Below are 13,851 nucleotides of genomic sequence, written 5' to 3' on the forward strand. Positions count from 1 at the left end.
TATTATAAATTTGGTTTTGCAATTCTTAGTTTGGCACTTCTTGCCCTTCCATTTCTTTCAATTTCTTCTTCAGTAGGAAGAATTACCTTTCTGTTTACACTCTTCAATGGCGTTTGCACATTTCCAAAGAAATCTTTCTCTGCTCCTCCTTCAAACCTTCCATCTCGAATGTAATTTTTAACCAAGCGATCCTCTAACGAGTGATAAGTTATTACCACCAATCTACCTTCAGGCTTCAACACATCAGCACATTGTTCCAACATTTCTTTAAGAACATCCATCTCCTTGTTCACTTCAATTCTTAATGCCTGAAAAACCTGGGCCAAATATTTATGATCTTTAAACTTTGGCACACATGGAGCGATCACTTCTTTAAACTGCTGGATGGTTTCAAAATTGTTCTCCTTTCGATAATTTTCAATCAATTTCACCAACTTTCCAGGATTTTTCACCTCTCCATACATTTTGAAAATTTTAAACAAATCTTCAACATCGTAATTATTAAGAATATCAGCTGCGGTAAAATCAGAACTCTGATTCATTCTCATATCCAAATCTCCATCGAAACGAAACGAAAATCCACGTTCTGCCACATCAAATTCGTGAGAAGAAACTCCTAAGTCAGCCAGAATTCCATCAATTTTTTCATACCCCAAATACTTCACAAAGTTTTTAAAGTACCTGAAATTATGACGAACGAAAATAAATTTTTCATCATTCGGAACATTGGCTTCTGCATCTTCATCCTGGTCAAAACCAATCAATTTTCCAGTAGTCAAATGCTTCAAAATTTCTCTTGAATGACCACCTCCTCCGAAGGTTAAATCCACATAAATTCCCTCAGGGTTGATATTCAATCCTTCAATACATTCATCCAACAAAACTGGTATATGATATTCACTCATTTTTAATCTTTTAATCACTATTTAAATCAAGTGCGAAGAAAACCAATGTTTTTCTCAAAATCAATTATAAATCAGGATTAATACTCCCTCCTAAAATCTCATTAGCCAAACTACTAAAATCATCGTCCGTCAATGCTGGTTTTTCATAGGATTCAGTATCCCAGATTTCAACTTTGTCATCCTGTCCAGCTAAGGTTATCTCCTTTTTGAAGCCAGCAAATTCAAAAAACTTCTTGGGAATTAAAATCCTTCCATTACTATCAACAAGAACCTCAGCAGTACCTCTGTAAAATTCACGCATAAAAGCTGCATGTCTTTTATTGAAAGTATTTACTCTGGCTCTAACCATCTCAATTTGTCTTTCCCATTCTTTCATCGGATACAAATCAAGACACTTATCATGCAGATTTTTTCTAAGCACACAACGATTCTCAGAATCTCCATTTAGGAGTTTCCGAAACGCTGAAGGCAACAAAACTCGTCCCTTCGCGTCCAATTTGCATTGATAATCACCTATGAATGTTTGCATTAAAAAAATCAATTTACAATTGTAAAATTAGAGAAAAAAACTCCCACTTTCAACCACATAGTCCCACTTTTATTGTATTGTTGATAACTTTTCTGTATCGCAACAATTATTTATTCTTCAGGATGTTCTATTATGTCCCTAAAATTGGACTAACAATGCAATAAATTTGCGATATTTGCTGGTCTAAATAATCTATGCTAAACTTTTATGGAAAGTAATTCAGATAATTATTTGAAAATTGATGTCGAAAAAGTATTTGCAAGCAAAAGCGAAAAACTAGCAAAGCTTCTTCCTAGTTTCATTGTAAGATATTTAAAACGAATTATTCATCAGGATGAAATCAACGATTTCCTGTCTAGAAACTATCAAAAACATGGAATTGAATTTGCGGATAGTGTTCTGGAGGAACTTGATATCAAATTCAAAGTTGAAGGACTTGAAAACATCGATAAGAACGGAAGGTATTTATTTGCTTCTAATCACCCACTTGGAGGACCAGACGGAATTATTCTAATAAGCATTTTTGGGAAGGAATTTGAAAATATAAGGTTTTTAGTAAATGATATCCTAATGAATATCAAAAACCTGACTGATGTATTTATTCCAATAAACAAACATGGGGGACAAGCCAAAAATGCTGCAATTTTACTGGAGAATGCATATCAATCCGAAGCAACAATTCTAACATTTCCTGCAGGTTTGGTCTCACGAAAACAGAAGGGGAAAATTGAAGATTTAGAATGGAAGAAAAGCTTTATCGCAAAAGCAATAAAACACAAAAGAGATATTGTACCTATTTACATGGATGGTAGAAACTCCAACTTTTTCTACAATTTAGCCAATCTGAGAAAGTTCTTTGGATTAAAATCTAATTTGGAAATGTTATATTTGCCGAATGAACTGTTTAAGCAAAGAGGTAAAACTTTCACAGTTAGAATTGGAAGACCTGTTTCTTATAAAACTTTTGACAAGAGCTTATCGTATGATAAGTGGGCTGAAAAAATGAAAAAAGAAACTTACAAACTAGCAGACCACTAAATGCAAAAATTACTTTGATCAAAAATTAAATAATATTCGTATTATCTAATTCGATTAGTGATTAATTTCATTACCCATTAAAACCAAAAATAAAATCATCCTGTATGGGATTAACACCACTTTAAAATGAAAGAAATTATACCCCCTGTACCAAGAGAACTGCTTGAAAAAGAGCTGACAGAAGAAAGATTTGTGCGCAAGACCAACAAGGGGTCTAATGAAATCTATTGCTTTACCCATCACGATTCGCCTAACCTAATGAAGGAGGTCGGTCGATTACGAGAAATTACCTTTAGAAAAGCTGGTGGTGGAACTGGCAAAGAGATTGATATCGATAAATTCGACATCGATGAAAAACCATACCACCAATTAATTGTTTGGGATCCAAAAGCCAAGGAAATTTTGGGTGGTTACCGTTATATTTTATGTAGCGAAGCTCCTGTTGATGAAAATGGAGAGACTTATTTGGCAACATCAAGACTTTTTAACTTCTCAGACGATTTTAAAAAGAACTACATGCCACACATGATTGAGCTTGGTCGTTCTTTTGTTCAACCTGATTACCAATCAATAAAAAAAGGAAGAAAGAGCTTATATGCTTTAGATAATTTGTGGGATGGCTTGGGAGCCTTAATTGTCGATTATCCTGAGATCAAATATTTCTTTGGTAAAGTTACCATGTATCCTCATTTCAATAGAGATGCAAGAAATCACATCCTGTATTTTATGAATACAATGTTCAGTGATCCGGATAAATTGGCTTGGCCAACAACTCCGCTTCAAACAGATATGGATGAAGATCAATTGGCTAAAGATTTTTGCGGCGAAACATTCGATGAGAATTATAAAATTCTATCACAAAACGTTAGAAAGAATGGCGAAAACATTCCTCCGCTTATCAATGCTTACATGGGCTTATCGCCAACAATGAAATGCTTTGGTACGGCAGTAAACACTCATTTTGGTGATGTGGAAGAAACAGGAATAATGATTACCATTGCTGATGTTTACGAAAACAAAAAGGACAGACATATCTCATCTTATTTGTCTTTTCTAAACATCAAATTCCCAAAGAAACCAAATCTTAAAATATTCAAGAAAAAATAAAGCTTAATGCTTATAAAATAAGAAAGCCGATCAAAAAATGATCGGCTTTTCTATTTCATATTAAAACCTTATTAATAAGATCTTTTATCGTTTCCTTCTACGTAGTTAATGAATGAAGTATTCACAACTTTATTTCCACCAGGAGTTGGATAGTTTCCAGTAAAATACCAGTCTCCATTATTTTCCGGACATGCCTCATGAAGGTTTTCTACTGATTGATACACAATTTGTACCTCAGCATTCATACCTTCAGGAGTAAGTAATTCTGCAATTTTCGCTGAAATTTCCTCTGCCGTAAACGGTTTGTAAATTTCTTTCACGTAATTGACAATCTCTTCTTTAGGAAGATTTTGTTGAGCCTTACACTTTTTATAAGTCTCTTCAATAACATGCTCCATTCCACGATCCTTAAGCATTGCAATGGTTGCGTTAAAGGCAATGAACTCACCCATTCTAGTCATATCAATACCATAACAATCTGGATATCGAATTTGCGGAGCTGAGGAAACAATGACAATCTTTTTAGGATGCAAACGGTCTAAAATTCTTAAAATACTTTTCTTAAGTGTTGTACCACGAACAATAGAGTCATCAATCACAACAAGATTATCTTCTTGATTCTTCACAACTCCATAAGTAACATCATAAACATGACCAACCAAATCATCTCTTCCTTCGTCGTTAGTGATGAAAGTTCTAAGTTTGACATCCTTAATTGCAATCTTCTCAACTCGAGGCTCTACTGAAATAATTTCTTGTAATTTCTCCTCAGTCCAATTGTCATTTAAGTCATGAATCTGCTGTTTCTTTTTCTCCATCAGATTATGGCGCACACCTTCCATCATACCATAAAAGGCAGTTTCTGCTGTGTTTGGAATAAAAGAAAATACAGTATTTGCGATATCATTATCTACTGAATCTAAAATTGCAGGAGTCAACAATTGTCCTAATTTCTTTCTTTCCAAATAAATATCCTTATCGCTACCTCTTGAGAAATAAATTCTTTCGAACGAGCAAGATCTTCTTTTCTGAGGAACACGAATCGGCACCTCTTCTACCTTACCATCTTTCTTGATAATAACCGCGTTACCAGGAGCAATTTCCTTAATAGTATTAGCGCGGACATTAAATGTTGTTTGAATTACTGGTCTTTCCGAGGCAACCACAACAACTTCATCATCCTGATAATAAAATGCCGGACGAATTCCCCATGGATCACGCATTACAAATGAATCACCATGACCAAACATACCTCCAACTGCATAGCCTCCATCCCAGGATCTACTTGCACTTGAAAGGACTTTTTGAATATCAATACTTTCTTCAATTAGGGGAGAAATCTCTCTATTTGAATATCCATCATTTTTATACTGACGGAATAACATTTGATTTTCTTCATCCAAGTAGTGACCTACTTTTTCTAAAATGGTAACCGTATCAGTATAATCCTTAGGATGCTGTCCCAAATCAACCAAAAGGTTAAAAAGTTCATCAACATTGGTAAGATTAAAATTTCCTGCCAATACTAAATTTCTTGACTTCCAATTGTTTTCACGCATTACAGGATGAACAAAATCAATACTGTTACGTCCAAAGGTTCCGTATCTCAGATGTCCCAAATACAATTCACTTGCAAAAGGTAAATTTTTCTTTGCCCATACAGGATCTTTAAATTTTCAGGATTATTCTTTTCTTCCCCACGCAATCTTCCATAAATGTTTTCGAAAACTTCCTTAATGGGTTGGTTGCCACACGATCTTTCTCTGGAAATATACTTTTCTCCAGGAGACTGATCTAACTTTAAACCAACAACACCTGCACCTTCCTGTCCTCTATTGTGTTGTTTTTCCATCAACAAATAAAGCTTTTGAATACCATATTGCCAGGATCCATATTTTTCCTTATAGTATTCAAGAGGTTTAAGCAGTCGGATCATTGCTATCCCGCACTCATGCTTTAATTGGTCACTCATTCTTTTATTCTTAAATGGTTATTTAGTATGTTTTTTCTATTCTACATTGTCATTAATAATTAACTCAGTCTCTTTTTCCAATGGTTCCATTTCAGAAAACATTATCTCTGTTTTCACCGGATAACAATTTGGGTAAAATTCAGAACATGCCTTATACAACTCAATTGATTCAAGTTTTGTTCTAAAATTTCCTACTCGAACTCTAAAATCAGGAGCTGTATACACGACATAAGCTCTTTCTTCAGGAAAGAGTTCTAAAAACTCTTCTTTTATTTTGAAAGCTTTTTCTCTATCGGTACTACCTCCAAAAAAAATCTGAATTCTATATCCCGTGAAACTTTGTTTCTGAGAATTTATTATACTATCGGTTGCAAGCAATTGATCAATTCGTTCATCTTGAAGAATATTAACTACTCCAACTGAATCATTCTTTTTTTCAATGTTTTCATAATTCTGAGCATTCGCAGAACCTCCAATCAACATGAAAACAAAAACTGCTATAAACCAACAAAACTGCATATTTGTATCTTTAAAATTTATAAATAGCCTCTACTCTAAATCTGATAACCAAATTTCTATTTCCAATTAGGAACAGAAAGAATTGGCACTTCTGATTTATTCACCATTTGCTCTGCATATGATCCAAAAAACATGCTAAAAGTTGTTTCGGCCTGTTCGGTCATAATGGCTATTAAATCAGCATTTACCTCTCTTGCATACTCAAGAGCCGTTGTGGTATTATTATCTCCTTTACGGATATCTTTGACCACTTCTATATTTTTCTCTTTCAAATATTCTTCTGCTTGTCTCATATAGTGTTCAATCTTTCCAACAATTGCAGTGTCGGATGATTCATGAACACCTAGAATATGAACTTTTGCTTTACAAGCTTCAGCCAATTCAGCCACATAAGGAATTTTCTTTCTGGTTTCATTACTGGCATCAAATGGCATTAAAATCGTATTCACTTCGCTCTTCGACAATTCTTCCCGAACCGTAACCACAGGACAAGTTGCATTGCTTACGACCTTAAAAGCATTGCTTCCAATAAAAAACTCTTCAAAGCCCGAAGCACCAAAAGCTCCCATCACAATCAAGTAACAATCACCATACTTTGCCTGATTAACAATCTCTCGGTAAACACTACCAGTTCTTATTTTAAAATCAAAAACTCCATTCTCTACATGGTACGCAGGCGAATGAAGTTCTATCAGTTTTTCAAAATATTCTTGAACGGTATGCACTATTTGATCCTCAAATTCATTGAAGTGAAATGGAATCTCAAATTTTTTTGATTTTTTCACATGAATCATTCTCAAATCCGTACCGAGATTGTTTGCTAAACCAAGTGCAAACTTTAAAGCCTTGAGCGAATCACCCGAAAAATCTATTGGAACCAAAATACGTTTCATCTGTGTACAATTTTCTTTTAGGTAAGATGGAACTTACCATTCTTAAATAATTATTCTCGCATAAGAGTTAACAATTATTTACTCACGGACGTTACATCTTTCATAGTTTTTCAATATTCTGTGATACAAATACAGTTCCCAACGTCAATTTACATAAACAAAATTGGCAACCACGAGAGAATTCATTTCTAAACCCACTCAATATCAAGACCTTTTAAAAAGCTGAATTTGCGGGATAAAAATACACAAAATTATTTAGCAACAAACACAATTTTAAATCCAAGACATTCTAAAAAAGAACAAAATGAATTCGAGAAGAATAAATACCAACACTATTAAATTTACAAATTTATCAGAGAATAAAGGACATCTATTTTTCTAACTCAAACACAATTAATCCCTAAGCAATAAAGTCTTTATAACAATTCTAAATGATCGTATTCTGTCTTGTTAATCAATTGAGATAATGTACCTTTGCCCGAAATTTTAAACTGAGGATATCAGAATGAGCGAAATGAGCAAGAAATTGTTTTTGGAGACTTACGGATGCCAAATGAATGTGGCAGACAGTGAAGTGGTTGCTGCAATTATGCAACACGATGGATTTGAAATTACCAAAACAAGAGAAGAAGCAGATGTAATTCTAGTCAATACATGTTCGGTGCGCGAAAATGCAGAACAAAGAGTTCGAGGACGAGTTCAGGGATTTTCGGAACTAAAGAAAAAGAACCCTAAACTTTTGGTAGGTGTTATTGGCTGCATGGCAGAACGTTTGGGTGATAAACTTTTTGAACAAGAGAAAAATGTAAATATTGTAGTTGGTCCGGATGCTTATATGGATTTGCCAATGTTGGTAAAAAAAGCAGAAAATGGAGAAAAAGCCATCAATATTGAATTGTCGCTAACCGAAACCTACAAAGATATTTGTCCTTCAAGAATCGATGAAACTGCTATTTCAGGATTCGTTTCAATCATGCGTGGTTGCAATAATTTCTGCACCTATTGTATTGTTCCTTACACAAGAGGTAGAGAGAGAAGCCGTAACCCTGAAAGCATTGTAAAAGAGGTAAGAGATTTGGCTGAAAAAGGTTACAAAGAAGTTACCTTACTGGGACAAAACGTAAACTCATTCAAATTTAAAAACTCAGTTTCAGAAATCAATTTTCCTGAATTATTGGAAATGGTTGCCAAAGCAGAACCTAACATGAGAATTCGTTTTGCAACTTCACATCCAAAAGATATGAGTGATGACACTTTAAAAGTAATTGCGAAGTATCCAAATATCTGTAAACACATCCACTTGCCAGTACAATCAGGTAGTGATTCCGTACTAAAAGATATGCGCAGAAAATATACTCGTGAATGGTACATGAACAGAATTGAAGCCATTCGTGAAATTGTACCAGACTGTGGTATTTCTACTGATATTTTCTGTGGCTTCCACAACGAAAGTGAAGAAGATTTTAAGCAAACTCTGGATCTAATGAAATGGGCAAAATACGATTTGGCTTTCATGTTTAAATACTCTGAAAGACCGGGAACATTTGCCTATAAAAATCTTGATGATAACATTCCTGAAGATGTAAAAAGTGAGCGTCTAACTCAAATGATTGAACTTCAAAATCAATTATCATTAGAAAGCAATCAAAAAGATATTGGACAAGTTTTCGAAGTTTTAGTTGAAGGTGTTTCTAAGAAATCAGAAGAAGAGTTGTTTGGACGAAGCTCACAAAACAAAGTAATTGTATTCCCAAGAAAGGATTATAAAGTTGGTGATTTTGTTCAGGTAAAAGTTACCGATTGTACTCAAGCAACATTAAGAGGAGAATCTGTATAATTTCATTGAGCCATGCAAAATGTATGGCTCATTTTTTATTCTTAAATTTATTTTAAAACTTCTATAATGAAAATCTCTATCCGTCCAGAAAATAAAAATGACTACTCTACAATATCAATGGTAAATGATATGGCTTTTAGTCAGGAAGCAGAAGGCATATTGATAGAGAAACTACGCAAGAATAAAAAGTTTATAAAAGATTTATCCTTAGTAGCCTGCATGGGCAACGAAATTATTGGCCACATTCTTTTCTTTCCAATTACAATTAAGGGCAAAGAACAAGAATTCAATACTTTGGCATTAGCGCCAATGTCGGTTATTCCAGAATTGCAAGGTTTGGGAATTGGAAGTCAATTGGTTGAAAAAGGAATAGAAAAAGCAAAAAAACTGGGACACAAATCCATAATCGTGCTAGGTCACGAAAATTACTATCCAAAATTTGGTTTTAAACCTGCTGCTACATTTAATATCAAGGCCCCTTTTGATGTTCCTGAAAATGCATTTATGGCTTTGGAAATGGTCAAAGATGCTTTGTCAACAGTTGAAGGAACCGTTGAATATCCAAAAGAATTTGATGAAGTTTAACAACTTCAGTTCTTGCCAATAGAGAATGAATCTTTCATTCCAACAAGATCTACCAATTCAATAACATCATCAGATAGGTCCGCTAAAGAAAACAATTGCTCGTTGGCTCTGGCTAGCTCAGCAATGGCTTTTAATGCTGAAAATCCCTGAGAATCAATAAAGCTTACCCCATTCAAATCCAGCACAACTTGTTTCCCTGATTTTTCAATAAAATCAATGATTTCTTTCTTCACCATTTCCGAAATCATACTATTAATTCTGCGTGTTCCCTCTAAAGATGCGATTACAGATTGTTCTTGTATCCGAAAATTAAACATTACAATTCTAATTGATTTTTAGATATATAGTATCAAACAAAGTAAACGGAAATTCTTTAAAATTCAATTTTAACATTCTAATTTAAAGTTGATCCGATTCCAATAGCATAGTACGATACCGAACATGATTTTGTTCACATTCGAACAACTTTTTTTTTCTGAACAAGATTCCAGACAATAATTTCCCTAATAATCATGTTATTATATTTTTTGGTATAATATCTGATAAGAATGCTTTGTCAAAAATAATCAAGTCACAATTTAGAGTTTTTAAACTAGACCAATTCGTTATGATTAAAAAACTGTTTTTTCTTACAACCTTTTTAATTGCGCTAGCAAAAAGTTTACTCGGAATGGATACACCTTTATGGCTTAGGTATCCGGCAATCTCTCCAAATGGTGAAACCATTGTTTTCGAATACGGTGGTGATCTGTTTACTGTTTCAGCTGAAGGTGGTGTTGCATACCCACTAACTACGAACACTGCATACGATTATAAACCAGTATGGTCGCCTGATGGTTCTACCATTGCTTTCGCATCAAACAGGTTTGGGAATTTTGACATTTACAAAGTTGCCGTTAATGGAGGTACTCCTGAAAGACTAACATTTTATTCTGGTAGCGAATCTCCATCTTCTTTTACTCCTGATGGCAAACACATTTTATTCTCAGCATTAATTAGCGATGATACTAAAAATGTAATGTTCCCTTCTGGTGCTTTATCTGAACTTTATAGTGTACCAAGCGCTGGAGGAAAAATTTCTCAAATTCTTACCACTCCGGCATTGGATGCTAAATACAGCAACAATAAGGAATATATCTTATACCATGACAGTAAAGGATATGAAAATCACTGGAGAAAGCATCATACATCTGCTGTAACAAGAGACATTTGGTTGTACAATACCAAAACACAAAAACATAGCATGTTCTCTGAATTTAATGGAGAGGATTTGTATCCGGTTTTTAGTGCTGATAACAATGAAATTTACTATTTATCCGAAAAATCAGGTAGTTTTAATGTTTGGAAAGCTCCTGTTGATAATAAATCCGAACTGACTCAAGTATCAAATTTCGATAAGCACCCTGTTAGATTCCTAAGTATTTCAGACAATGATAAACTTTGCTATTCCTACAATGGGGAAATTTACACTCAGGAAAAAGGCAAAGATCCAGTTAAACTTAAAGTAAGTTTAGCTACAGATAATAAAGAAAATGCCATTAGTTTCGAAAGATTGAGTAACGGAGCCAGAGAAATGAGTGTATCTCCTAATGGTAAAGAAGTTGCTTTTATAGTTAGAGGCGAAGTGTTTGTAACCTCTGTAGAATATGGAACTACCAAAAGAATTACCAATACTCCTGAACAGGAAAGATCAGTTAGCTTTAGTCCTGATGGCAAAGCATTATTATATGCATCGGAACGAAATGGAAGCTGGAACTTATATCAAACCAAATTGGTTCGTGAGGGAGAAACTCAATTCTCAAATGCAACTACACTAAAAGAAGAAGCAATTTTAGAAACTCCTGCGGAAACTTTCCAACCTAAATTCTCACCTGATGGAAAAGAGGTAGCTTTCCTTGAAGAAAGAGTAATTCTTAAAGTGATTAATCTTGAAACGAAGAAAGTTCGCGAGATTTTAGGCAAAAAATACAATTATTCATACTCTGATGGTGACCAACATTACGATTGGTCGAACGATGGAAAATGGTTTTTAGTTGACTTTTATCCTCATACTATCTTTATGCCAGATGTAGGAATTGTAGATGCTCAAGGCAATGGCAAGATGATCAATATTACCGAAAGTGGTTACAGCGATTCAAATGCCAAATGGTCACTTAAAGGCAATGCAATGATTTGGTTCACCGACCGCAGAGGATATCGCTCTCATGGAAGCTGGGGTTCTCAATCAGATGTTTACATTCAGTTCTTTAATCAAAAAGCCTTAGATGATTTCAAACTTTCAAAAGAAGAGAAGGAATTAGTTAAAGAGGAAGAAAAGGCGAAAAAGGAAAGTAAAAAAGAAGACGAATCTGATAAAAAAGACAAAAAGGATAAGAAAGACAAAAAAGATAAGAAGGATGATGAAAAGACTCCACTTGATATTGAATTCTCAGGAATGGAGGATCGTCAGATTTGTCTTACCATAAATCCTTCGAACCTATCGGATGCAATTTTAACTCCTGATGGAAAAAAATTATTCTACCTAAGTAAATTCGAAGATGGATATGATCTTTGGGTTAACGATTTGGAAGAAAAATCAACTAAAAAGGTACTTGATCTGAAAGGTGGTGGTGGAGCCATGCAGTTCGATAAAGATGCGAAGAATTTATTCTTAATGTCAGGAAGAAGTATTATCAAGGTAGACGTTGCTTCGAATAAGCGCAGTAACATCAGCTACTCTGCCGAGATGTACCTTGATAAGTCAAAGGAAAGAGAATACATGTTCAATCATGTTTGGACAACCATGAAGAAAAAATTCTACGATCCGGAGATGCATCAGCTAGACTGGGACTTCTACAAATCAGAGTACAAAAAGTTTTTACCACATATCAATAACAACTATGATTTTGCAGAAATGCTAAGCGAATTGTTAGGTGAATTAAATGCCTCGCATACAGGTTCTGGTTATCGTCATAGCTCAAGTAATTCTGATAATACAGCAAAACTTGGCGCATTCTATGATTGGAAATATGAAGGTGATGGACTAAGAATCGCTGAAATTCTGGAAAAAGGGCCTTTAAATCAGGCAGATTCAAAAATTAAGCCAGGTGTAATCATCGAAAAAATTGATGGTATTGCAATCACAAAAGATAAAAGTCACTACCCATTGCTAAATCACAAAGCAGGTAAAAAGGTATTATTGAACTTATACAGCCCTTATACAAAAGAGCGCTGGGAAGAAGTAGTAAAGCCTGTTTCAAGCATTAATACATTGCTTTACGAACGTTGGGTAAAAAGTCGTCAAGAAGAGGTTAAACGTTTATCTGATGGAAAAATTGGATATGTTCACGTTCAAGGCATGAACTCTCCAAGTTATCGTAAAGTCTACTCAGAGATGTTGGGTAAATATGGTACTTGCGATGCAATTATCGTTGACACCAGATTTAACGGCGGAGGCTGGTTACACGATGATCTTGTTACCTTATTAAGTGGTCAAGTCTATTCAACTTTATCCCCACGAGGACAAGACTTTGGTAAAGAGCCAATGTTCAAATGGAAGAAACCATCTGCAGTATTAACTGGAGAAGGAAATTACTCTGATGCATGTGCATTCCCATACGCATACCAAACTTTAAAAATTGGTAAGTTAATTGGTATGCCTGTGCCAGGTACAATGACAGCTGTTTGGTGGGAAACTTTACAGGACAGAAGCTTGTATTTTGGAATGCCAATGGTAGGTGTAAAAGACATGAAAGGAAAATATATCGAAAACCAACAAATTGAACCTGACATTAAAGTTCGGAACGATTACGAAATGGTAATTCAAGGACGTGATCAGCAACTTGAAAAGGCTGTGGAACATTTGCTTGAAGAGATTAAAAAGAATAATTAGTCTGTGTAGTCAAGATACCCCGAAAAGCACGGCTCACATTGGGTTAGTGCTTTCGGGAAATCTTAATTGCCTGCAAAGAATTAAGAGGCAAAGCTCATTACTTCTCATTTCACCTCAAATGAATTGAGCTTTGTCCTCGCTTTAAATGAACAACAACAAATATACCTCCTTCCAGAACTTTGGAAGAGTCTGTTCCTCCCTCCTCTTCAACACATTGAACAGACAAAATAAAACCGAAAATTGCACAGCATAGGGGCATCGCAATTTTCGGTTTTTAATTAATTGTTTTCACTAAAATTATAATATTTTGTCTACACACTGTAAAAGCCATTTGCATTTATGAATTAGATCGAATATGAGATTGCCCTTGCAACAAACACCAAATAACACACCTCATTTACTAGAATAGGTAAATGGATCGTAATAGTTACATTATACTCTTCGTCGAAGATTTATACTTTTCTCGACGACAACAATTACACTCTTCGTCGAAGTTTGTGGTATTTCTCGACGAGAAACATTACTTGATCCATACCTATGGTCTTATAAGAAATAACAAACTGACTTTTACAAGATTACTATATCAAAAGAGCAT

At 34.6% G+C, this 13,851-nt stretch carries 12 protein-coding genes; 5 read left to right on the plus strand and 7 right to left on the minus strand.

Annotated features, from left to right (window positions below):
* Positions 1-2: 2 nt before the first annotated feature.
* Together rsmH and mraZ are read right to left on the minus strand one after the other, a co-directional pair.
* The gene (rsmH, locus tag ACKPCA_RS12905; RefSeq protein ID WP_321279458.1) at positions 3-905 is read right to left on the minus strand and encodes a 16S rRNA (cytosine(1402)-N(4))-methyltransferase RsmH; all 903 of its coding nucleotides are present in this window, start codon (positions 903-905) and stop codon (positions 3-5) included.
* A 64-nt stretch (positions 906-969) separates the two neighbouring features.
* Positions 970-1,434, minus strand: a complete 465-nt coding sequence (gene mraZ / locus ACKPCA_RS12910; protein WP_321279459.1) for a division/cell wall cluster transcriptional repressor MraZ — start codon at positions 1,432-1,434, stop codon at positions 970-972.
* Positions 1,435-1,641: 207 nt separating this feature from the next.
* Here mraZ and ACKPCA_RS12915 point away from each other — a divergent pair, with 207 nt between their 5' ends.
* Positions 1,642-2,472: a 1-acyl-sn-glycerol-3-phosphate acyltransferase gene (locus ACKPCA_RS12915; protein WP_321279460.1), complete on the plus strand. Its 831-nt coding sequence runs from the start codon at positions 1,642-1,644 to the stop codon at positions 2,470-2,472.
* A gap of 126 nt (positions 2,473-2,598) precedes the next feature.
* Positions 2,599-3,579, plus strand: a complete 981-nt coding sequence (locus ACKPCA_RS12920; protein ID WP_321279461.1) for a GNAT family N-acetyltransferase — start codon at positions 2,599-2,601, stop codon at positions 3,577-3,579.
* 71 nt (positions 3,580-3,650) lie between these two features.
* On the opposite strand, the gene ACKPCA_RS12925 is transcribed toward ACKPCA_RS12920, so the two are convergent.
* From ACKPCA_RS12925 to ACKPCA_RS12940, 4 genes are read right to left on the minus strand one after another with little or no spacing between them, the layout of a single operon-like run.
* On the minus strand, positions 3,651-5,198 hold the full coding sequence (locus tag ACKPCA_RS12925; RefSeq protein WP_321279462.1) for an amidophosphoribosyltransferase: 1,548 nt from the start codon (positions 5,196-5,198) through the stop codon (positions 3,651-3,653).
* Entirely contained in the window at positions 5,186-5,551 is a 366-nt protein-coding gene (locus tag ACKPCA_RS12930; RefSeq protein ID WP_321279463.1) for a hypothetical protein, read from the minus strand. The genes ACKPCA_RS12925 and ACKPCA_RS12930 overlap by 13 nt, the downstream gene beginning before the upstream one ends.
* 36 nt (positions 5,552-5,587) lie before the next feature.
* Positions 5,588-6,070 carry a hypothetical protein gene (locus tag ACKPCA_RS12935; RefSeq protein ID WP_321279464.1) on the minus strand — a complete coding sequence of 161 codons (483 nt, stop codon included), beginning with the start codon at positions 6,068-6,070 and terminating at the stop codon, positions 5,588-5,590.
* Between the two features lie 56 nt (positions 6,071-6,126).
* On the minus strand, positions 6,127-6,963 hold the full coding sequence (locus ACKPCA_RS12940; protein ID WP_054718782.1) for a universal stress protein: 837 nt from the start codon (positions 6,961-6,963) through the stop codon (positions 6,127-6,129).
* A gap of 514 nt (positions 6,964-7,477) precedes the next feature.
* Between ACKPCA_RS12940 and miaB the strand changes: the two genes are divergently transcribed.
* Together miaB and ACKPCA_RS12950 are read left to right on the plus strand one after the other, a co-directional pair.
* Positions 7,478-8,800 carry a tRNA (N6-isopentenyl adenosine(37)-C2)-methylthiotransferase MiaB gene (miaB, locus tag ACKPCA_RS12945; RefSeq protein WP_083464615.1) on the plus strand — a complete coding sequence of 441 codons (1,323 nt, stop codon included), beginning with the start codon at positions 7,478-7,480 and terminating at the stop codon, positions 8,798-8,800.
* Between the two features lie 66 nt (positions 8,801-8,866).
* Entirely contained in the window at positions 8,867-9,385 is a 519-nt protein-coding gene (locus ACKPCA_RS12950) for a GNAT family N-acetyltransferase (protein WP_321279465.1), read from the plus strand.
* A 5-nt stretch (positions 9,386-9,390) separates the two neighbouring features.
* Here the strand turns inward: ACKPCA_RS12950 and ACKPCA_RS12955 are convergent, their stop codons facing one another.
* A complete protein-coding gene (locus ACKPCA_RS12955) occupies positions 9,391-9,702 on the minus strand; it encodes an STAS domain-containing protein (protein WP_321279466.1) in 312 nt (103 codons plus the stop codon).
* 353 nt (positions 9,703-10,055) lie between these two features.
* Between ACKPCA_RS12955 and ACKPCA_RS12960 the strand changes: the two genes are divergently transcribed.
* Positions 10,056-13,256 (plus strand): S41 family peptidase, encoded by a 3,201-nt coding sequence (locus tag ACKPCA_RS12960; RefSeq protein WP_321279467.1) that lies wholly within the window; start codon positions 10,056-10,058, stop codon positions 13,254-13,256.
* Positions 13,257-13,851 lie beyond the last annotated feature (595 nt).

This window comes from Marinifilum fragile, assembly GCF_963677365.1.
GTDB lineage: Bacteria > Bacteroidota > Bacteroidia > Bacteroidales > Marinifilaceae > Marinifilum > Marinifilum fragile.